Below are 22,074 nucleotides of genomic sequence, written 5' to 3' on the forward strand. Positions count from 1 at the left end.
TATTCACCAATACCAGAAAGTGTAGACCCGATTAAACTAATCAATTGCTTGAGCTTCAGGAACGCGTTTTGTTTCTTGAGGCTCTTTTTTTGCAAAAAAATTATTCGTCGTTTTTGCGCGTAATTCTAATTATATAGCCAAAATTGTTGAGTACCCATTGCATTAATAGTTTTGAAGTGAAAGAAATTGATAGTTATTAATTTAACATATATAATTAGGTTATACAGAAGTACAAGGAGGCTAATTAGCTTGAACGATGAAAATGTCTCAAAAGTTAGAAAATTAGGAAACTCAGTTGCCATTACTTTACCCAAGAAATTAAATGTAAGTGTTGGTCAAGAATTTATCATTGTTAAAAAGGAGAATGGTTCAATCACATTAATCCCGAAGGTTGAAAATTATTTTAAGAATGCCAAGCCTGGTGAGTTTTATACACCAGAAATTAACGTGGATTATATACCATCTGGAGACGAGGCCAGCAAGTGATAAGCATCCCCCAAAGAAGCCTCATTTATATTGATTTCGATCCATCCAAAGGTTATGAAATTAAGAAACGTCGCCCAGCCTTAGTAATGAGTAGTGAATCCTATAATCGTGCAACAAATTTAATAATCGTTTGTCCAATTACCTCAACAGATAAAAAGCGGCCATTTTTGGTTTCAGTACACAATAAATCACTGTCAGATAGCAGCAAAGTAAACACAAACCAGATTTTCTCTCTCGATTACACCCCTCAGGCTAACCGCAACGTTGAAATGCTTGGCCAACTTGATGAAGAAACTTTTTATCAAGTGGCTCAAAACGTACTTTTTAGCTTTGATTTTCCTTTTTAATTAAAAAATCTGCTACTGTACCCTTGTGTACTTAATTTGTGAAGGAGAAACTATGACAAAACCTAATTACGTCGTTTATCCAGCAATTTTTGATAATGAAGATAATGATGGTTACTATACAGTTACCTTTCCCGATATTCCTGACACAGCCACCGATGGCAAAACTTTGGTAGAAGCTATCAAAAATGCCCCTGACGCGTTGCTGTAGCACTTCCCGATTATCCAAAGTATCCAAAACCTACACCAATAGATCAAGTTCAATTAGAAAATCCAGGAAAACTTGTTAACTTAATTGGCGTAGACATGAAGGCCGCTCGTCGGAAAGCCAAAAACGTTACCGTACGTAAAAATGTCACTATTCCGATGTCTCTGGCCAATGCAGCTAAGGAAAAGGGCATCAATTTCAGTGAAACACTAACTGAGGCTTTAGAAGATAAGCTAGGAGTATAAATAGAAAATGCCACTTTCCAAAGTCGTTAACAAGACGAGCTTGAGAGTGGCATTTTTATTATCGTGAAATCCGTGCATTTTATTGGCCAATTTAGGCAATAAAACCTAGACTAATGTCATGAGCTACCCGCTAAATGAGTCGGAGACGTGTCCTAATTAACCTAGTTTGTGACTATAATTGGTTCATCAGATACTTAAGCTTCGACCAACGATGAATTCTAATGAAATAACTAGTCCGACTCAGAAGTTAACTGACATAGCAAGATTGAACACCGTAACGAGAACAAAAGCTTGCAAACACAAAATAATCATCAAAAAAGGAGAAATCAATTATGAAAGCAGTTGTTTTAACAAAACCAGGAGATGCCAACACATTTGAATATAAAGAGGTTGCCACCCCGGAAGTAAAGCCTGGTTGGTCATTAATTAAAATTAAGGGATTTGGTATTAACCGATCCGAAATTTTTACCCGTAATGGCTGGTCACCAGATGTAAAATTACCACGGATTTTAGGAATTGAAGGTGTCGGTAAAATTGCTGATACAACTGATGCGAAACGATTACCTAAAGGCCAAAAAGTGGTTACCTTAATGGGTGGTATGGGCCGAGCCTTCGATGGCAGTTATGCAGAGTATGCTTTGATTCCCAATGACAATATCTATCCTGTTAAAACTAATTTAGATTGGGCTGATTTAGCTGCTATCCCAGAAACTTATTTCACGGCTTATGGGTCACTATTAAATTTAAAATTACAGAAAAATGATACTCTGTTAGTTCGTGGTGCTACCAGCGGAGTGGGCGTTGCCGCCGTAAAATTAGCTAAGGCGATGGACCCTAGCATTAAAGTTTATGGCACCACTCGCAATCTTGCCAAAAGCGATGAACTTAAATCAGTCGGCTTCGATGGCGTGTTTGAAGATAAAGATAACGAATTACAGGTTGGTGATAAACACTTCGATAAAATTCTGGAATTAATTGGCTGTTTGACATTAACAAATTCTTCAAGTGCATTAAATGAAGGTGGTATTCTCTGCCTAACTGGCGAACTTGGTGGTATTTGGACAATAAAAGACTTTGATCCTATGGGTGCAATTCCTTCTGGCACTTATCTGACAAGCTTCGGTTCCAACAGTATTACTGAAGCTAAATTTAACAATCTCTTGAAATTAATTGAAGATCATAGCTTAGATGTTTCCCCAACAAAGACCTTTGATCTGGATCACACTGGGGATGCGCAAGCCTTTTTGGATAGCCAACATAGTTTTGGTAAAGTTGTCGTTTTACCTTAGTTAAGGAGCCAAATACATGAAATTAATTACAACCGAAGAGCACTATAATATTCCGAGTGTGGAACGCGAACTCAAGGCCTACAAAGCAACCCAACCACAAAGAGCCGGCAATCCTGAAATTGGTAAGGCACTTGGCGGTGGTTTAGCTCAATATAATTTTCCTGACGAAAAGTTTGAAGATATGGATGCTCGTTTAAAATTCATGGATGACCATGGAATCACCATGCAAGTCTTATCCGCAGAAGGTTTAGAAACCATCCCTGGAAACATCGCTTTGCCAATCGCCAAACTAGCAAATGATGAAACTGCTAAATTAGTTGCCAAACACCCTGATCGTTATGCTGGGTTTGCAACGATTGCCACTCAAGATCCGGAAGGCTCTGCTCAAGAATTAGAACGTGCTGTGAAGGAACTTGGCATGAAGGGTACGATGATTCATGGTCGCACCTTGAACAAATATTTGGATGATCCTTTTTTCGAACCAATTTTTGCTGAGGCTGAAAAACTAGATGTGCCCATTTATGTCCATCCGGGAGTTCCAAAACCAGAAATCATTAAATCCCAATACTTGAGTGATCAATATTCTCCCGCAGCTGGTGGTGCACTGGCGACACCAGGTTTTGGCTGGCATGCCGAGGCCGGTTTACAGGTCGTTCGAATGATGTTGGCGGGTGTCCTCGATCGCCATCCAAGTCTTAAACTTATTATGGGTCATTGGGGCGAATTAACGGCATTTTATCAGGAACGACTTGATGAAACTCTGATGCCCGTCGCCAAGAATCTGGATCGCAAAATTTCTGAATACTTCCAGGATAATGTCTACGTAACGCCGAGTGGCTTGTATACAAAATCGATGATGAACTGGGCAATTGAGCAAATGGGTGCTGATCACATCATGTACGCCACTGATTACCCGTTTGAGCCTACTGATCAAATTGAACCATTCATCCGGGATGCAAAGATTAGTGAAACAGATCGTGAAATGATTGCTCATGGAACCGCGGAGAAGCTGTTAAAATTGTAAATAAAGTAAAAAATCTTCCCTTTATTTAAGGAAGATTTTTTATTTACTAAGCGATTACAAGTTCAATTAACATTTTAGCCAAATTTTTATCATCTAAACTATTTAAAAAACTTACCTTTTGAATCACACTAGATTCCTTATTAAGCTGTTTCCAAATTTCACTCTTTAAATCAAAGCTAATCTTTGCATGTTGTAGTTTTTCAAAAATTAATGACTTAGACAATTTACTGTCTGTCTGAAATTTAATTTTTTCAATCTTTGAATCTTTTTCTGAGCCAAAAATAATTTCTTTTGCATGCGCATTTTTATTTGCCACGTTACCACAAGCAAAAATATTAATTTTTCTTATCTTTGGAATAATATGATCCGCATCTTCTACTGTAATGCTTATTTTATCAATCCCATCAAAATCAAAGGTTGTTTTTGCAACAGAATTTCCTGCATGTTCTATTAACTTATATTGGTTATCTCGGCCAGGATAAACGCGAATATCTAATTTTTCTGGAAGCTTCTCAACATTCTCCATGTAATTAGGGTTCATCGGTACAATTCCACCGGCCTTAACAAACACTGGATAATTATTTTCTGATCGACAAACATTTACATATGTGTCACCAACATACTTAAGCCCCGTAAACAGATCGTACCAGTCTCCTTTAGGTAGCCAAGCTTTGACTTGCCCCTCTCCACTAATTTCATCTGCTGGTTCCGTGATAGGAACCACAATCATTTCACTACCAAAATAATACTCATTTGAAACTTTGTAGGCTGAGTTTTCATCAGGATATTTATAATACATTGGTTCAACCAGTGGCAGTCCCTGCGTATGTGTCAAATAATTAGCAGTATCAATATAAGGCACAAGTACACTTCTTAAACGTAAAAATTCATTCATAACCTGACGCGCATTTTCATCAAAATTCCAAGGCTCTTTACCCTTAAATGGATTATTTGAACTATGAAGGCGATTAATAGGACTGAACACTCCAAACTGTAACCAACGAACAGCTAACTCGCTATCATACGATCCTTTCATATGACCACCGATATCATGACTCCACCAAGTATACCCAATATTTGAAGCTGTTGCTGTAAAGTATGGTTGGAACTTCAATGAACTCCAGCTAGAAACTGTATCACCTGAAAATCCCAGTGGATAGCGATGACTACCAGGACCACCATATCGTGACAGAGTTAAAGCCTCACCTGGATGTTGCTGTTCATTATCTTTGTACACATAATAATTCAGTAACCAAAGAGGATCAACTTTTTTTGCGCTGCGATTCTGTCCCTGTTGCCAATCAATCCACCAAAAATCAATTCCGTCCTTTTCTAATGGATGATGAACATCTTCAAAATAAGCGTCACGATATTTCGAATTTTGAAAATCAAACAGTGCCGGTTCTTCTTTCTCCTGATTTAAACCAAGTCGTTTGGCAACCGCCGGATAAGCATCCTCAAACGCTCGTATACCGGCAGCCGGATGATCATTTAATGTCACATGTTTTCCTTGATTATGTAACCATTTCAATAATTTTTTATGATCAGGAAATAATTTCTTGTTCCAAGAATATCCGGTCCAACCACTTCCAAAACGTTTAGGAATACCATGGACAAGATGCCAATCCATGTCCATCACTGCTACTGAAATTGGGATTTTTTCATCCGTAAAACGTTCAAATAATTCTTTATACTCCTCTTGCGTATACTTCCAGTAACGGCTCCACCAATTGCCTAATGCGTACCGAGGAACCAATGGAGTGAAACCCGTCAGACGATAATAATCTTTCAAGGTTCCTTCGTAATCATGCCCATAAGCAAAATAATAATAGTCAATTTCAGGATGCTCACGAATTTCAAACTTTTCATTATTTAAAATAAACGATTCTGAATCGTTGATACATGAGAATCCATCTTTTGACATGATCCCATCCTCTAATGGAATCACACCATCTGCTTTATCCAAAGTCCTAGCTGTACCTTTAAGATTATTTTGAATTGGCTCACCAAAGTACCATCGACTCATATAGGTTCCATAACTGTATGCAGCATCTAAATACAAATTATCTGCAGTAAACTTACCACCATCGTAATAAAGATGGATAAACTTAGTAGTGATTTCCAGCTTATGACCATTACGCTCACGATAGACCTGGTATTCAGGATTATCTAATTTTCGATTCTGAACAACTTGAGTTGTCCGATCTTCAAACTGGCCACTCTCCGAATATTCCAAACGAATCATTCGTTCAGTCAAAATAGTAAAACGGTATTTTTTTCCTTGTATAATATTGCTCACAATAAAGTACCCACTTTCTTTAATATCTATTCATCCTCTGAATCGGCTGACGTGTCGATGTCATTAACATAGATTAGCTGCGATTGTGCTTGCTTTACTAACTCTCGTACACGATCATCAGTGAGATAATCATTGCTTGGTTCCATAACCATAGCCAGTGCAAGTGGCAAGTTCATTCCAGTAATAATATGTGTATGTGGACGATTCTTGTATAAAAAGAATTTTTGATTAACACTGCCTGCCAACATATCGGTTAGAATTACAGCTTCATTATCAGATGGAATTTTGGTCATGATTTCTTCAACAGATTTTTCAATGGGCTTATTGTCAATGTATGCTGCTAAAACATGCAAGTTTTCCTGTTTACCCGATATAAACTCAATCGTTGCTTTAAATCCCTCGGCCAACCGATTATGGGAAGCTATCACAATTTGTCTTTGCATATAGTATTCTCCTCTCTTAACTAAAAACGGGATAGTCTTTGAGACTATTCCGAATTATGACGCCTCTATAATTCTATGCTGGTTGAACACCTAAGATTCCTGTAAATGCGCCTAACAATGAAATCACAATTACTAAAAGAATAATTCGATTAGTAGTCCAACCTTTTTTACCAAGTAGTACATAGATACCCCAAGCAGCAAGAGCCGGTAATAACGCTGGCATTATCTTGTCAATAACACCGCTTTGTAAAGCCAATGTAACCTTTCCAGTTTTAAAGGTGAGTGGTGTATATATTTTTACAACTGTGGCAACTAATGCACCAACTACTGCAAGGCCCATAACAGATGCAGCATTTGTAAATACTGACATGCGATCACCCAAAGCACTAACTAATTTAACACCTGAAAAATAGCCCAGATCAAACATCTTATATTTTATCCATAGGAAGGCAGCATTTAATGCCATCCAGATAAGCCCACCAGTCATATTTCCTTGGAGTTCCATATAAGCTGCAATTGAACCCATGATGGTTGGATAAAGAACCCAGATGATTGTATCGCCAATTCCCGCAAATGGTCCCATTAAAGAGGTTTTTAGAGACTGGACAGCATCCAAAGATTTAGTCTTATCCTTTTCTTCCATTGCTAATCCAGCACCCATAATGATGTTAGCCATTGCGGTAGTTGTATTAAAATACTTAAACTGATTATCTAGTGATTTCTTAAAGCCTTCGTCATCGTTCTTATATATTTTTCTCAAAGCAGGCTCTAGAGACCAGACTAAACCTGGTCCTTGTTGTGTTTCATAGTTAAATGTATTTACACCCATAAAATTGTAACGAACAGCTGCTTTACGAAGATCATGTTTATTTAGAACACCATTTTGTTTTGCTTCTTCTGCAACTGATGTTTCCTTTTTTTCATTTTTACTCATCATAGTCATCTCCTTGTTGAATATTTACATCCTTACTATTTTGAGTAGCATTCTCTTTAGCGTTAGCTTCTTTGATACCGTTTTGATAAATCACATATGCAGCAGCAAAACCAAGAAGAGCAATTCCAAGGATTGAAACCTTTAAGTATGCGGCTAACACAAATCCAGCAATCAAATAAGAAAAGTATTTTTTTGCTGGCATATAACGAAGCAATAACGCAATACCAACAACTGGTAATATACCACCGGCAATATTCAATCCAGTAGTAACCCATTTTGGAATTACATTTAAAACAATCTTGACGGCCTGTGGTCCGAAAAACACAATAATTGACATTGGAATTAATTGTTTCATTGCAGCCATTAACGGCCCAAGCCACATAATTCCCTTCATTTTTCCAAACTGTCCTTGGTGAGCATATTTTTGTGAGCGATGCGCAACAAAGTTATTTAAAAGCTTTACCACAACATCCAAATTAATTGCTAGCATACCAACTGGTAATCCAACAGCCATTGCAGTAGCAAAACTTGCACCTGTTCTTGCAGCAAGAAAAGTACTTACAATCGTGGCAAGCCCATAATCAGGAACTGATGAACCACCAAATCCTGAAACACCTAAATTCATTAATTGAAATGTACCACCAATCAATAACGCAGTATGCATATTTCCCATAATTAAACCAGCAAAAATACTAACAATCGCTGGGAATCCTGTTAAAATTGCAATACCACCACTTTCAATTGGTATCCACATTGCAAGCGCAATGATTAAAATATCCTGCATCATTACTGTCATTTAAAAAACCTCTTTTCTCAAAATTAAATAAATTTGTTTATATTTTCTTCTGAATCATTTGGTACATACTGAATTACACAAGGAACTTTACGCTTCTCAATTTCCTTAAAGTCTTTAACTTCTTCGTCATTAACTGAAACAAATTTGGAGATGTTCTTACGTCCATTTTCATTAAAAATAATACCAACCGTTACTTTTGGAATTTCGATTCCCGCATCTAATAACTTAATTAAAGTGCTTGGCTCTTTTACAATCACAAACACTCGTTGCTTATCATAGTTACCATTTTTGAAATTACGAATAGCCTTTTCAGTATCAATGATGGACATTCCAGTTCCAACTGGTTTTGATAATCGCATGCTGGCTTTCAAATTCTCATTTTTACTGACTTCATCGTCAATTACCATATATCGACCTGCTTGCGTTTCTGCGGCCCATTGATTGACCACAATTCCATGGATTAAACGCTGATCCACTCGTGCTAAAATTACTGACATTTAAATCATCTCTTCCTTTATAATTCATACTCTTTGGAAAAAGGCGTTTCCTGAATAACAACTCGCACGCCTGCTTGTTTGATAAATTCGACGTCCTCTCTATCTTTTTTATCCATATAAACCGACCCCACTACTTTTTGCTTTCCTTCATCTGCAAACATATTCCAAATACTAACTTTGTTAAACTTAACTCCTCCTTCTATAAGTTTTCTGACGACAAATGGATTTCGACATACAATAAAAATTGGATTGCCTTTCTTATTAGTTAACAAAGAGCTCTGTTCTTGTGACAACTTTTTTATCAATTTTGGAGCTTGATTAACTAAAGAAAAATAGCTTTTTGCATTACTTGTTGCAACTGACATCCGCATTAACTGTCGAATCATCGAATTATGCATAACTTCATCATCGGGAACAACGATTCGATCAAAATTTAATGCTTCTTTCCACATTACAGCGGTTTGTCCATGAATCAGACGATTATCAACTCGCACAACTAATTCTTCATTTGCCATTTTTTGTCCTCACCTTTATATAAGCAAAAAGCGTGCCAATTAGTGTAAGCCCTTTCTTAAAAGGCGCACAAATCCCACGCTTTCAACTATTCTATATTTGATAGATCTACTCGATTTTTTAAAATATCGAAAATAAATCCAATTTCTGAAACCGGTATCTTAACACTATAATAGTGTTGCATATCACTAAGCGCATCTTCCGTGATTTCGATGAAGCGTCCATAACACTGCCTAAAATGGTCTACATTATGGTAATCCAAGTTTGGCTCACCCTGAACAACCCGTTCAAACATAAAGCAAAGATGCATATAAAGACTAATCTTTAAGTAAACATCCATCTTTGTGCCTAAACTACGCTCCAGTTTTGTCACACAGCCCTCTACTTGTGAAACTGTTACAGCTGGGTCTAAAGCTGTCATATTATTCGCAATATTGTCAACCGTAAAAGCACGTACAATACTATCGTTCATACTTTTCAAACTGGCATTTGTAAACACATCTGGAAAAGCTGTTAGAAATACTGGATCACCAACATCCCGATTAATCAGACCTTCCACAGATAGATATGGAATTTCAGGAATACTTGGATCGTCCGTCCCAACAATAATCTTCACACGATATTTGTTAAACACTGAATCTTTAATTCCATTTTTCTTTAATTCGTAAAAATCCTTTGAAATAACTGTAATTTCGCCATGTGTATTATCTTGAATCAGTTTTTGTAAATAGGTAGCAGCCCCAATCCCTGTAATGCATGTGGTCAAAATCACATTTTTTCGTTTGACCGGCTCAACAGTCGTAATTTTAGGAGCAGCTTCCCTGGCACTTCTTTTAAGGACATCCTCATCAATATTATTTTGAAGCACTTTATTGCCAATATCCAAGGCAATCTCCGTAGATACTCCAGAAATAATAGCAATGGCTCCTGAATAAATTTTCTTTAGCCGCTGATCTAACGCTTTTAAAGATCCCATATCCACCAAAATAACCAGCGGTTTTTCAATATCCACAGTTTTAAAATACGCCTTTATTTCCCGAATAATATCGTCCACACTGGCATCTAAAGGCATGTCAAAACTTTCATAAACATAACTGCCTAATAGTCGGTTGACAGTTGAAGCCAAACTTTCAGCCGTTGAGTAGCCATGGGTAATAATTACCGCATTAGTTTCTCGATCAACCATTTTTTGATTTTGAGAATAAATAAATGCAAAAACTAATATTTGATATAACGACGTATTATGAACATCAAATTGTTTCTTAATTGCAGTCACAACACGGTCAGTTAATTTCATTTCATCAGAAAACTTTTGTTTGAGAATCAATATAGTTTGGTCAAGATTCTCAATTTCTTGATCATCTTCATAATCATTCACATAAATAATCAACTTAGTCAGCAGATTTGCACTACTATTGAATTGACTAATTCCAATATTTACATATAAATTAGCCAGAATACTCTTTAATGTTTGCTCTACATATTCGGAAAACGCATTTGTTTTTATTCTTCGTAATTCAAACGAAATATAATCAATTACGCCATTTGCCACATTACCAACTTGATTATAAAATTCTTGTTTTGAAATTTTGTTTGATCCATACTGCAAAACATTTTGAATAAGCTTATCTGCAAACTGATAAAGATGATCTCGTTCAATGGTATTGCGACTCTTAATCTGTTCAGATTTGAAATGAATTTGAATTTTATAATCTTTAGTTGTGGAAATGTCTTGGACGCTTGTTGTACGCAAAAAATCATGCGGTAAGCTGTCCAACTTTATGTGAATATCTTTTTCGCCAGATCCTGCACGTAACAATGCTTCGGCACAAGAAAGTTTCACGATACTCGCTAGTTTCCCGACATTTCCTTTATTTACATTTTGAATAAGGACCTGTACCACTTCCGAAGCAATGTATAGATTGTGTTGGATTGTCTTGGCTTCTTTAAAAAACAACATCGTAATTAAATCAATCCGCTCTTTACGAGTTCGTTCTTGAAAATTTGGAATTTGAATTACAAGAGGGATTCTCCTCAAAAAAGTTTGTAAAAAGTCGGCGTTTTGCTTTTCGGTCGTTGCAAAAATTAATCTAGCATTTGACGTGTGCACCTGATCAGTTTCTCCAACTCGTCGATAGGTACCCTTATCCATGTATTGAAATAATTTTTCCTGATTTTCTGGTGTCAATCTGTGAACTTCATCCAAAAACAGATACCCATCTTCGGCTGCCTTTAATAATCCACTCTTATCTGTATCTGCACCAGTAAAAGCACCTTTTACGTTACCAAACAAAATACTCGATAGTAGTTCTGGGTTATCTGCATATTCTGCACAGTTAAGCACAATCCATTTACCTTTAACCAAACCTTTTTGTTGCGCAAATTTATAAGCCAATTGCGCAATAAAACTTTTACCAACTCCTGATTCTCCTACGAGAAGTGTGGAGAGCCCTCTAGGCGGATAAATAACAGCTGATTTTATTTGATCAACCACATCTTTTAAACTACCATCACTACCCACTAACTCATCAAAAGGATCTTGATTGCCTTGCTCAGTTTCTTTGTTTTCAATATACTCCGTAATTCTTGAAAGCTTATCTTTGTTATTTTGATAGATATTTGCGTCCAAAAAATATACTGGTCGCGTATTAATCTTAATAGCTTCCTTATTTCTAACCAGTTCGTTTAAATAAAGACTGACCGTACTACGTTGAATATCAATTTTTTGGGCAATTGTATTAGCTGAAACTCCTAACTCGTTGTTATCTAGCAGAGCCAAGCTTAAAGTTTTCAAGCTTTCAATGACTCTTTCACGATTTGTCTTTGGTCTTTTAACACTCAAGCTGTCGCCTCCCCAAATCTTTTGAAAACGGTTCATAATAGTTCAATGTTAGCATAAGTCGCTCCAAAACGAATAAACAAATTAAAAATAAGGTGGATCTCTTAATATGATTTCAATTGTAGGCAAAGCATATTCTCAAGAATCAGCAGTTGCCACTAAAAATATAAAAAGATGTAAAAACCCCATGAAGTAAGTGCACAGACGAGTGAAAAATCTCGTTTCTGGCTCTCTTATTCCATGGGGGTATTTATATAAATATTCTAAAATTTTTTTAGTTAATCTTCCTTACATTAAAGAACTTTTTGCATCAAATAATCCGTTTGTTCATCGTCCCCCATAAAGAAGGAGTGCTGACCAATCCGTTTAAAGCCAAACTTAGCATAAAAATGTTTAGCGGGTTCATTGTGTTCCCACACACCAAGCCATATTTTTGATTTGTGATATTTCTGTGCTAGTTTTTCTGCGTTCTCAATCAACTGAGTTCCTAAGCTTTGGTGTTTAAAAGCCGGCCGAATGTAGATTCGTTCCACTTCCAAACTGTCCGGTCCCATTTTTTCGGTCTGGGAACCGTTTAGGTTAATTTTTAAATAGCCAGCAACCTCATTATTTTTTTCAATAAAGTAAAAACTTGAATCTGGGTTTTTAAGTTCTCGTTGTAATTTTTGAGGCTCATACGCGGTCGTTAGGTAAGCATCCATAATTTCTGGTGAATTATAAGGCTCAAATGTATCCGTATATGTTTCAATACTAATTTGCTGTAATCTTTGCCAGTCTTGTACACCGATCTTTTTAAGTTGTCCTTGTGTCATCGTTTTAATACCTCCATAGCACATCGAAATTTATTTGAATGAAGGATATTATAACATTATGTCATATTTTATTGAACCGGAATTTTAAAAAGTGAATGAATAAAAAATAACCAGAAACTCTGATCACTATTTATTTTCTTCTTCCAAAAAAGAAACTTGCAAAAGCAATAAGCATCAATATAACCCCAATTATTCTAATGGTATTGCTTTGGTGTTCAGATGTTTGTGGTAAAACGTTTGAGTTTTCAGAAATGTTTTTATAATTTTCTTTATTTGCTACTAGTTTATTCGAAGTAGTTGGTTGCACCTTGTTGTCAGCATTACCATTGTTTTCACTTGTTGTATTTGCCTTGGATTGTGGTGCCGTTTTGCTGTACGTTACAGTTTGAACTTTTTTACTATCATTTACTTTTTTACTATCATTTATATGGCCATTTGGATTGGAACTCTTCATCCTATCGTAGTTTGACTCTGAATCGGGTGCAACGGGTGTTCGACTGACTGTTTCTGTGTGAGTCTTTTTATTATAGCTGACAATATAAAATTCTGGATCATGCATGGAACCTTGAATGGCATCTGAAGAACTCATGTTTGACCCACTTGAAGCTGAATTTTTGGTAACATTAGCAGATGATTCAGTGCTAACTACTTTGCTACTTGCAGTGGTTCCAGAATCAGCCTTAACTGTTTGTCCAAACACCCCACCACCAAATATTCCTAATGCTATCAAACTAATTAATAAAAATTTAGATTTTTTCATAACGAGCTATCTCCCATATTTATATCTTTTAACATACCATGTAATAAAGTCTACTCTTGTTGGGCATGAAAAGGCTAACCTATTTTTGATAATACATAAAATTTCTTTAAATATGACTGGCGAAAGGAGCCAAAAAAAATTATGGATCGCACATATCCTTGTGAACTAACTTGCATTTGTTTAATTAACTACAATTAAAATTAGGGCTTTTAGTTTACCTCGAACAATTGTTAAAATCACCAAAGTAATCTAAACTTGATTTGAACTCATTATTTTCTACAAATTATAAAATCAGGAGAAAACTATGATTAAACCAATTAATCGCAATCAAAGCACACTTTCAAAAAAGGCCGACCAAGCTACCAAGGCTGATCGGCAAACGGTTACTGATTTACTGGACACCCTTAAGGCTCATCAAGCAGATTGTGTTGGCATGGCCGCTAATATGATCGGCATTAATAAACGAATTATTGTCGTTCAAATGGGACCCTTGGCGATTCCTATGATTAATCCGGTGATCACCAAAAAAATCGATCCATTTACCACTAAAGAAGGCTGTTTATCCTTGTTAGGTGAACGATCGACGACCAGATACAAAAAAATTGAAGTTACTTATTTGGATCAAAAGTTTGCCCCTCATAAACAACAATTTTCCGAGTGGATTGCCCAAATTATCCAACATGAAGTTGATCATTGTGAAGGAATCTTAATTTAAACATAATTCAAAATTGAGCTCTTAAAGCCAGTACCATCCGGCTCAGGGAGTTTTTTGTTTTTTCGTCTTAATTTCTTTTTTTCGAGAATCTGCAGTAAAATATAATTAACAATGTACACATTAATTTGGGGGATAAATAAAATGGGGAAAACAGTGCTTTTGGTTGAAGATGAAGTAGGTTTAGTTGATGCTTTAACTTCTGAATTTCAATTTGAGGATTATCAAGTCCTAACTGCCTTGGATGGTGTTAGTGCTGTCGAAACATATTTAAAAAATCAAAATAAAATTGATCTGATTGTTCTGGATTGGATGTTACCAAAACTAGATGGCTTGGGGGTCTTACGCCGGGTTCGTCGTGAAAGTGACGTACCAATCATTATGCTAACTGCTCGCGATTACACTGGCGATAAAGTGGCAGGCTTAATGTCCGGCGCTGACGATTATATTACCAAGCCATTTGATACCGAAGAACTTTTGGCTCGCATGCAAGTTGTCCTTCGCCGTCCGCGTCAAATTCAAACCAACAACAAAACACCTATTTATCAGTTAGACGATTTAACTTTGGATACTGCCAAACGCCAAGTAACGCGTGGCGATCATCACATTCAACTAACGCAACGGGAATATAAATTACTCTTAGAAATGTTTAAAGCAATTGGGAAAACATTTACACGTGATGAATTGCTCGACTCAGTCTGGGGCGTTGATTTTGATGGCCAACCAAATATCGTGGACGTTTACATTCGTTACTTACGCAATAAAATTGATAAGTTTCCTGACTCAAAAAAACTCATTCACACCATTCGCGGCGTTGGCTACACCCTAACGGTTAACGATTAACCAGATAATTCAAACTAGTTATTAGAACAAGGAGCTCTGATATATGAAAAAGAAATTTAAATTCAAACAAGACAGTTCTTCGATTATGTTACGCAGTTTCATGTTCTTAATTACTGTTATCATTTTGATCTCAGGAATAATTACCGTTATTGCGGTTGGAAATCAATTGATGGAGACGAGCCAGAAAAGCGCAAGTGGTATCATTAAAAGCCTAAAAAAAACAGATATTGATGGCAACGATGACTGGAAAAATTGGCGTGCTACTAATGCACTTGATACCAGCACGAGCCACGTCTTCGTTCATAATATGCGAAAAGATGCGAATACAAAGTATTATTATTCACCGGATACGCGCAATTTATTAAAAATAAAGCCCAAAAAGATTCCGTTAATTAAAAATCTCTATTATCGCCATGATATGGGATTCTTATACTATGCCACCGGCCACGCTAGAGGCATTGACTACAAACTATGGGTTAGTCTCGACGCCCAATTTGAAACCTTGGTCCGCGTGGTTATGGTCATGATCGTCATTTTGCTATTAACTGTAATAATCAGTCCTTTATATATCCAGCTGGTAGCAAACCACCTAACCAACTCTTTAACTAAACTGACCAAAAGTGCAGAAGCCAGTTCAAGTAGTCATATGTTGCGCCATGCTTCTCAACTTCCGGTGCCAGCAAGTCCCACTGAGGTAACAAACTTGGCCACTAGTTTTGACCGTTTACTTACGCACTTATATGAACAATCTGAGAAGGAAAAAACGTTCATTTCAAATGCTGCTCATGAATTACGAACCCCCATTGCAACCATTCGAACCCATGCTCAACTCATTGAACGCCGTGGCAAAGAGCATCCCGAAGTTATTGATAAATCGGTCGGTTATATTAATGAAGAATCACACCAAATGGCAAATCTTGTGGACGAATTACTGACCCTGACTCGGGCCGATCGCACATCATTAGATTTAAAAGAATTTGATTTAAGCAAATCATTATTAGTCATTAAAGATAAAATGGCTCCCCTCTTAAAACAACAATTGACAACCGATATTTCTGAACAGATAACTGTCAAAGCTCACAAGGAGAGCGTAGAACAAATCATCATCAATCTTTTGAGCAATGCTGGTAAGTATTCTGATCCCACTAGTGAAATTAAACTAAGTGTAAAAAAATTGAATGATCATGTTGTTGTTCAAGTTGCGGATCAAGGCAACGGAATTTCCGCGGAGGACGGATCTCATATATTTGAACGCTTTTATAGAAGTAGCGAAATTCGTGGGTCTACTTCCGGAACCGGATTGGGTCTGGCGATTGCTAAACAACTAGCTGATTTAAACCATGCTCAGCTTTCGTTTGAAGCAAACCAACCCCAAGGCACCATTTTTTCGTTAACATTTTAATGATTACTTTAAATTTCTTGGATTTTTCAAGGAATTTTTTTGTACTCAAAAATCTAATTTTGAGAATTTCTAATTTTAAACCTCACTATGGCAACCTTTAGTGAGGTTTCTTTTTGTTTCTGAAAAATTCTCATTTACGTTTTATTTTGATCCTCTTTCTAGAAAATCATTAACAAAATATGATGAAGACAATCAAAAAAGTGAGGTGACATTCAAATGTCGGCAAACGGTCAAAAATCTATTCACGTCTTTTCTAAACTGCATCCATCCGCAATTAAAACTGGTTTACTGATTCTAATTGCAATGAGTGTTGGAAACTTAATTACCGACTTTCTGACCTTAATCATCTCCCGACCGGTCACCTTGTTAGTCGCGATTATTTCGTTGCTCATCATCTTAAATGATTATTGGCAAGAAAACTCAAATCAACCATTAGTTTGCTTTGTTAATACGGCCACAATTACCAGTATTAGTACTTCGCTTGTTGACGCCTGGCATAAAAGTTTTGGTCTTTCTTGTTCTTCATTATTTATTGGGGCAAGTTTTATCTTAGGACTTCTCGCGTTCAATCAGCATGCTCACTTGGTAACTCTCAAATATCCATTGCAATTTACATCCGTTTTTTTGATGATTTTTACCTTTAACGCTGGTGACTGGTTACTTAGTATTTCACAAACTTCAAATCGGTTAATTGTCCTAGTAATTATTGCTTTAACAACCCTGATTTTGATTTTTATATTCAGGCATTTGATTCAACCGTCAGTGTTTATCATCTTATTATTTCTAATGACAGTGGTAAACCTCGTGCTTAGCAATTTTATTGATCCTATTTTAGGCCGGCAGTTCTTCACTGTCGTTGGGGTAATCCTAACGAATCAAATTCATTAAGAAAAGAGGACCTTCAATGATAACCACTTTACTAACAGGTTTATTGAATATGAACCATTTGCTACCTCACTTGATTGCTCAATATGGATCACTTGTCTACGTGGGTCTCTTTGCCCTTATTTTTATTGAAACTGGTTTGGTTATTTTTCCCTTTTTACCCGGAGATTCAATCTTATTTTTAAGCGGCTCGATTGCTGCCATGTCGACTCACTCGCTCAATTACATCACATTAATTGTTCTCCTATCAATTGCCGCGATTGCAGGAGATAGCTTAAATTTTGAACTGGGTCATCACTTTGGAGGCCATTTATCGAGTCCCAAGTGGCAACGGTGGATTAAGCCGAAATACCTTGCCGAAGCCGAACTCTTCTTTAAAAAATACGGAAATTGGGCTATTTTTTTAGGCCGTTTCATTCCGATTATTCGGACTTTTGTTCCCTTCACAGCAGGAATAAGTAAAATGCATTATCGTCAATTTATTCTGTATAACGTCATTGGTGGAATTACTTGGGTTAGTATCGCCGTTCTATCAGGCTACTTCTTTGGTAACATTCCAATAATTAAAGCCCATTTTGAATTAATTATGTTAGCCATTGTTCTTATCTCTCTTATCCCCATGATGGTGATGCTCTTAAAAAGAACCCGAAAAGGATCTGACTCAAATGCAGAAGAATAGAAATTGGCTTTTCGTTGGTATTATCGCAACCATTTTATTTCTAAGCCTAACGATTGCCGTTTACACCAATTCTTCCGGCCTCGCCTTCATTGATAGAAGTATTCAGGAAACTGTGAGAAATTCCGTAAATCCGTCACAAACTCATGTGTTTACGATTATTGCTTTCTTTGGCAGCCCAACCGTAACAATTATTGCAACGTTACTCATTGCGGGCGCTTTTTGGCATTTTAAAAATCGGGTGATTGCAAGTTGGATAATGCTCGTCCAACTTGGTGGCGATGCCGTCGCTTTTCTAATTAAAGAAATTATCCGCAGACCGCGACCTAATATGCAACTTGTAAAAGATACTGGATTTAGCTATCCGAGTGGTCACACGTTTAGTACTGCCCTGCTTGGTTTAACAATTTTATTTATCATTGTTCCTTATATCAAAAATCGTGAAACTGAACTAACCGTTTCACTGCTGACCATCACGTGGTTTTGCTTTGTCGCATTTTCGCGGTTTTATCTGCGTGATCATTTTCCGAGTGATGTTTTCGCCAGCTTTTTACTAGCCCTTTCGTGGTGGGAATGGATGCGCGTCATATACTTCCAATATAAATTCTGATCACAATCTATTCAAAAGAAAGAAGAATAACCTATGAAAAAATTAACCATTGTCATTCCAGCATTTGATGAAGAAGAAGTTCTTCCTTCAACGTTGCAACGACTTCTAAAAATTGAAAATAATTTAATAACTGCTCAAACAATTAACCCTGATTCTAATATCATCGTAGTCGATGATGGCTCTACAGATAAAACTTGGTCACTGATTACTGAGGCAAATAAAAGGGATTCTCATGTGGCTGGCATTAAATTCAGCCGTAATTTTGGTCACCAAAATGCGCTCATTGCTGGCATGACAGAAGCAGTTAAAACAGCTGATGTTATCGTAAGCATTGATGCCGATTTACAAGATGATCCTGATGCCATTCCGGCAATGGTGCATAAATTTTTAGCCGGTACTGACATTGTGTATGGTGTTCGGAATAATCGAGATACCGATACTTGGTTCAAACGGACAAGTGCCAATCTATTTTATAAAACTCTAAATCTTTTGGGCGTGAAACTCGTTCAAAACCATGCGGATTTCCGTCTGATGTCAAAGCGTGCCGTTCAGACACTACTTCAATATAAAGAGCGAAATTTATTTATTCGTGGTATCATTCCAATGTTGGGTTTTAAATCCGAAAAGATCTATTACAAACGGACTCCCCGCATGGCCGGTAAATCTAAATATCCACTCAAAAAGATGCTAGCTTTTGCCTGGAACGGAATTACCTCACTTTCAATTGCACCAGTTCGCACTGTTCTCTTGCTAGGTGTCTTTGCTAGTCTGTTAGGTGTGATCGCCTTACTTTATTCCTTCATTAGTAAATGGATGGGCTTAACTGTCCATGGCTGGTCTTCATTAATGATTTCTATTTGGATATTAGGTGGTTTTCAAATGATCAGTTTAGGAATTATTGGTGAGTACATTGGTAAACTCACGACAGAAACCAAAAAGCGTACACGCTTTACTATTGAAAGCAAAATCGGGTAACTTCAAATGAGTAAAAAATTAACTGTTTTTAAAATATTTCCATTAATTTTGGCTTTTGGTCTCTTAATCGGAATTGTTTCAAACATCTTCTTTCCGCAAGATGTTAAATTAAGTTGTTTGGTCGTGATTGCATGCGCTGGATTAGCCTTTGTTTGGCCATTATTCCAAACATTAACCAATCGCCTATCTTCTAAATCAGTTACACGATTTATTATTAGTGGATTGTTATTGATGGTTGTTATCCAGTTACTTGTTTTACATTTCCTACCGGTAACTGTCTATCATGATCCATTTCGTGTTCTTTCACAGGCTGAATTGCTGAGCAAAAATAACTACTCTTGGAGCAACTCCACTTATTTTTGGCGCTATCCTAATAACGTTTCGATAACGTTTCTATTAGGTCAATGGTTGAAATTTACAAATTTTTTGGGACTCACAACTAATGCTGGGCTTCACTTTTTGTCACTAATTTTCTTAGATAGTTTTATTAGTCTTTCCCTTAAAAATATTCGGAGATTTTCCAAACAAAATGGTTTGGTGTTAGCGGCTCTGATTTTCTTTTTAATTAGTCCCTTTGCCTACACGTACTATTTACAAGTCTTTTACTCTGATTTACCAGCAATGGTATGCCTTTTGTTTGGATTCAATGTTTTAATGCGATGGCCGACCCTTTCCAAAAAGAACCGCCTTTTTCAGGGGTTGGGTTTATTTTTGTTAATTCTAATTGGTCAACTCATCAAACCAAATCTAATTGTATTTGGCATTGCAATTATCGTTCTACTTGGAATATTTCTTATTCGTAATCGATCTCAGCTTTTAATCTACGGAATCCCCTTAGCCATTATTTTAATCGGCTTTGGCGCAAGCATTCCAGCCAAGGCCGCCATTCAAAATAATGTCCACTTTACGAATAATACCAAGTATGAATTACCAACTGCCAATTGGATTTGGATGAGTTATGATCACAAAAGTTATGGAACCTACTCAAATTCGGCAGTTAAGAAAATGAATACTTTTTCTACCATCGCGGACCGAAAAACCTACTTAAAAAAAGCGATCCCCAAACGGATTAAAGCTTTAGGCCCCCGCGGAGTCATTGAACAGTGGTTGATTAAAACTGGAATTCTTCTTAAGGTAGGCGATCTGCAGGCATCCTATAGCGGTGGCCTTATCGAGGCTCCCAATATTCAGCCGAAGTTGCAAATTATATTGACAATGTTGGGATCCTTAATTATGCGGGTCGGCTTTATTTTTATCTATGGCATTGCCTTTTTCAAATGCTTAGTTATGCTAACGGCAAAAAAAGCTTCCGGAAAACCAATCATTGGTTTGGCGGTTATTACAGCGGTTGGGTATCTTCTGTTTCACACGTTTGTCTGGGAAACTGAAAGCCGCTATGGCCAGGCCTTATTACCCCTTTTATTTATAGTCAGTGCCTTTCCGACGCCATCAATCCTGCAGTCGACCAAAACGTTTAGCATGCGCAAACGGGGATTAATAACCGGTGGCATTGCTGTTCTTGCAGTTCTTGTTTTTGTTACTGAATCAACCTCTTTCGTAAGACCCAAAGAAGTAGTTGTGGCTAGTCAGCGCAGTCAGTTATCGGCCCAATATGACGCTAAACTAGCCACCATTCAACCTGGGACGACCGTAACGCAAAAGGTTAAAATCAAACAACCAACAACGAAAGTTTCAATCCTAGTTCCTAAAAGGGCTCATCTAACTGGAACCTTAGTTTCACTAAATAATCAAAAACGTTATACTTTTAAACGAACGAAAACTTATTTTATCGTCCATGGTAAATTTAAAAGGGGCACTTACCAAATTGTTTTGAACAATTTCAATCGTAAGGCTCAAAAGCTTCAAATTGTTCAAACTCAAAGCTATCGGTTAGCCCCATATCCGCTTAGAATCAAGGACACTCAGCATGCTTATGCATCTTTGATCTACACTTTCAGTAATAAAGTATCATCCTAAAATCAGTTAAGAGGTTAAGTTATGAAAAAAATTAAGGCCCTTTTTATCCAGTACTATAGTGTGATCAGTTATCTGTTTTTCGGTGGTTTAACAACTTTGATCAATATTGGTGTTTTTACCGTTCTACACAATATGACTACTTGGAACTATCAAGTTTCAAACGTTCTGGCCTGGTTCTTATCAGTTTTGTTTGCATATATAACTAATAAATTGTGGGTATTCAATTCCAAAACATCTACTCCCAAGGCCTTCATTCAGGAAATTAGTTCTTTTTTCTTTTTCCGAATCGTTTCACTCCTATTTGATACTTTAATTATGTGGGTCGGCATCTCACTGTTAGGCGGAAATGCCATCTTAGTAAAAATCATTGATAACGTTTTAATCGTCATCATAAATTACGTTTTCAGCAAGCTGTTTATTTTTAAATCTTCACCACTGAGTTCCTCAAAAAAGCAGGAAGATTAGAATCTATTTCAATCGAGTAGGAGGTAGTTGATTAATTCAA

The 22,074-nt window shown here is 36.8% G+C and carries 24 protein-coding genes; 15 read left to right on the plus strand and 9 right to left on the minus strand.

Translation table 11 applies throughout. The features are described 5' to 3' along the window. The first annotated feature begins 249 nt into the window (after window positions 1-249). The 6 genes from mazE (at window position 250) to IV84_RS04900 (ending at window position 3,596) form a co-directional block, all read left to right on the plus strand. Window positions 250-486, plus strand: coding sequence for a type II toxin-antitoxin system PemI/MazE family antitoxin (mazE, locus tag IV84_RS04880; protein WP_226996020.1), 237 nt, complete (start codon window positions 250-252; stop codon window positions 484-486). Further along, on the plus strand, window positions 483-833 hold the full coding sequence (locus IV84_RS04885; RefSeq protein ID WP_046872449.1) for a type II toxin-antitoxin system PemK/MazF family toxin: 351 nt from the start codon (window positions 483-485) through the stop codon (window positions 831-833). Before mazE ends, IV84_RS04885 begins: the two co-directional genes overlap by 4 nt. Before the next feature lie 52 nt (window positions 834-885). After that, the gene (locus IV84_RS11210; RefSeq protein WP_226996019.1) at window positions 886-1,041 is read left to right on the plus strand and encodes a type II toxin-antitoxin system HicB family antitoxin; all 156 of its coding nucleotides are present in this window, start codon (window positions 886-888) and stop codon (window positions 1,039-1,041) included. 155 nt (window positions 1,042-1,196) lie between these two features. Next, window positions 1,197-1,283, plus strand: a complete 87-nt coding sequence (locus IV84_RS11415; protein WP_414477501.1) for a hypothetical protein — start codon at window positions 1,197-1,199, stop codon at window positions 1,281-1,283. Window positions 1,284-1,615: 332 nt separating this feature from the next. Then, window positions 1,616-2,572 (plus strand): alcohol dehydrogenase catalytic domain-containing protein, encoded by a 957-nt coding sequence (locus IV84_RS04895; RefSeq protein ID WP_056986189.1) that lies wholly within the window; start codon window positions 1,616-1,618, stop codon window positions 2,570-2,572. A 16-nt stretch (window positions 2,573-2,588) separates the two neighbouring features. Further along, a complete protein-coding gene (locus IV84_RS04900) occupies window positions 2,589-3,596 on the plus strand; it encodes an amidohydrolase family protein (RefSeq protein WP_046872447.1) in 1,008 nt (335 codons plus the stop codon). A 46-nt stretch (window positions 3,597-3,642) separates the two neighbouring features. On the opposite strand, the gene IV84_RS04905 is transcribed toward IV84_RS04900, so the two are convergent. From IV84_RS04905 to IV84_RS04945, 9 genes are all read right to left on the minus strand, one after another. Further along, complete coding sequence (locus IV84_RS04905) at window positions 3,643-5,841, minus strand: glycoside hydrolase family 31 protein (RefSeq protein ID WP_080945554.1); 2,199 nt, start codon at window positions 5,839-5,841, stop codon at window positions 3,643-3,645. An 80-nt stretch (window positions 5,842-5,921) separates the two neighbouring features. After that, window positions 5,922-6,338, minus strand: coding sequence for a PTS sugar transporter subunit IIA (locus IV84_RS04910; protein WP_046871883.1), 417 nt, complete (start codon window positions 6,336-6,338; stop codon window positions 5,922-5,924). A 73-nt stretch (window positions 6,339-6,411) separates the two neighbouring features. After that, a complete protein-coding gene (locus tag IV84_RS04915; RefSeq protein ID WP_046871882.1) occupies window positions 6,412-7,272 on the minus strand; it encodes a PTS system mannose/fructose/sorbose family transporter subunit IID in 861 nt (286 codons plus the stop codon). After that, window positions 7,265-8,068, minus strand: a complete 804-nt coding sequence (locus tag IV84_RS04920) for a PTS mannose/fructose/sorbose/N-acetylgalactosamine transporter subunit IIC (protein WP_046871881.1) — start codon at window positions 8,066-8,068, stop codon at window positions 7,265-7,267. Before IV84_RS04920 ends, IV84_RS04915 begins: the two co-directional genes overlap by 8 nt. A gap of 23 nt (window positions 8,069-8,091) precedes the next feature. Then, window positions 8,092-8,565 (minus strand): PTS sugar transporter subunit IIB, encoded by a 474-nt coding sequence (locus IV84_RS04925; protein ID WP_046871880.1) that lies wholly within the window; start codon window positions 8,563-8,565, stop codon window positions 8,092-8,094. A 17-nt stretch (window positions 8,566-8,582) separates the two neighbouring features. Then, window positions 8,583-9,080: a PTS sugar transporter subunit IIB gene (locus IV84_RS04930; protein WP_046871879.1), complete on the minus strand. Its 498-nt coding sequence runs from the start codon at window positions 9,078-9,080 to the stop codon at window positions 8,583-8,585. 86 nt (window positions 9,081-9,166) lie between these two features. Then, window positions 9,167-11,920, minus strand: a complete 2,754-nt coding sequence (locus tag IV84_RS04935) for a sigma 54-interacting transcriptional regulator (RefSeq protein WP_197706749.1) — start codon at window positions 11,918-11,920, stop codon at window positions 9,167-9,169. Between the two features lie 290 nt (window positions 11,921-12,210). Next, window positions 12,211-12,729 carry a GNAT family N-acetyltransferase gene (locus IV84_RS04940; protein ID WP_056986190.1) on the minus strand — a complete coding sequence of 173 codons (519 nt, stop codon included), beginning with the start codon at window positions 12,727-12,729 and terminating at the stop codon, window positions 12,211-12,213. Window positions 12,730-12,859: 130 nt separating this feature from the next. Then, a complete protein-coding gene (locus tag IV84_RS04945) occupies window positions 12,860-13,489 on the minus strand; it encodes an LPXTG cell wall anchor domain-containing protein (RefSeq protein ID WP_046871876.1) in 630 nt (209 codons plus the stop codon). Between the two features lie 304 nt (window positions 13,490-13,793). On the opposite strand from IV84_RS04945, the gene IV84_RS04950 reads away from it, so the two are divergent. The 9 genes from IV84_RS04950 to IV84_RS04990 all read left to right on the plus strand — a co-directional run bounded on the left by IV84_RS04950 (window position 13,794) and on the right by IV84_RS04990 (window position 22,034). Next, complete coding sequence (locus IV84_RS04950; protein WP_046871875.1) at window positions 13,794-14,204, plus strand: peptide deformylase; 411 nt, start codon at window positions 13,794-13,796, stop codon at window positions 14,202-14,204. Window positions 14,205-14,345: 141 nt separating this feature from the next. Beyond that, the gene (locus IV84_RS04955; RefSeq protein ID WP_046871874.1) at window positions 14,346-15,044 is read left to right on the plus strand and encodes a response regulator transcription factor; all 699 of its coding nucleotides are present in this window, start codon (window positions 14,346-14,348) and stop codon (window positions 15,042-15,044) included. Window positions 15,045-15,087: 43 nt separating this feature from the next. Next, window positions 15,088-16,446, plus strand: coding sequence for a sensor histidine kinase (locus IV84_RS04960; RefSeq protein ID WP_056986191.1), 1,359 nt, complete (start codon window positions 15,088-15,090; stop codon window positions 16,444-16,446). A gap of 216 nt (window positions 16,447-16,662) precedes the next feature. Then, complete coding sequence (locus IV84_RS04965; protein WP_046871872.1) at window positions 16,663-17,334, plus strand: hypothetical protein; 672 nt, start codon at window positions 16,663-16,665, stop codon at window positions 17,332-17,334. Window positions 17,335-17,350: 16 nt separating this feature from the next. Next, entirely contained in the window at window positions 17,351-18,010 is a 660-nt protein-coding gene (locus tag IV84_RS04970) for a VTT domain-containing protein (RefSeq protein ID WP_046871871.1), read from the plus strand. Further along, window positions 17,997-18,617, plus strand: a complete 621-nt coding sequence (locus tag IV84_RS04975) for a phosphatase PAP2 family protein (RefSeq protein ID WP_046871870.1) — start codon at window positions 17,997-17,999, stop codon at window positions 18,615-18,617. The genes IV84_RS04970 and IV84_RS04975 overlap by 14 nt, the downstream gene beginning before the upstream one ends. 33 nt (window positions 18,618-18,650) lie before the next feature. Continuing rightward, window positions 18,651-19,592 carry a glycosyltransferase family 2 protein gene (locus IV84_RS04980; RefSeq protein WP_056986192.1) on the plus strand — a complete coding sequence of 314 codons (942 nt, stop codon included), beginning with the start codon at window positions 18,651-18,653 and terminating at the stop codon, window positions 19,590-19,592. Window positions 19,593-19,598: 6 nt separating this feature from the next. After that, window positions 19,599-21,569: a hypothetical protein gene (locus tag IV84_RS04985; protein ID WP_056986193.1), complete on the plus strand. Its 1,971-nt coding sequence runs from the start codon at window positions 19,599-19,601 to the stop codon at window positions 21,567-21,569. A gap of 21 nt (window positions 21,570-21,590) precedes the next feature. Continuing rightward, window positions 21,591-22,034 (plus strand): GtrA family protein, encoded by a 444-nt coding sequence (locus IV84_RS04990; protein WP_046871867.1) that lies wholly within the window; start codon window positions 21,591-21,593, stop codon window positions 22,032-22,034. The last annotated feature ends 40 nt before the right edge of the window (window positions 22,035-22,074 follow it).

This window comes from Pediococcus damnosus (assembly GCF_001437255.1).
Classification (GTDB): Bacteria; Bacillota; Bacilli; order Lactobacillales; family Lactobacillaceae; genus Pediococcus; species Pediococcus damnosus.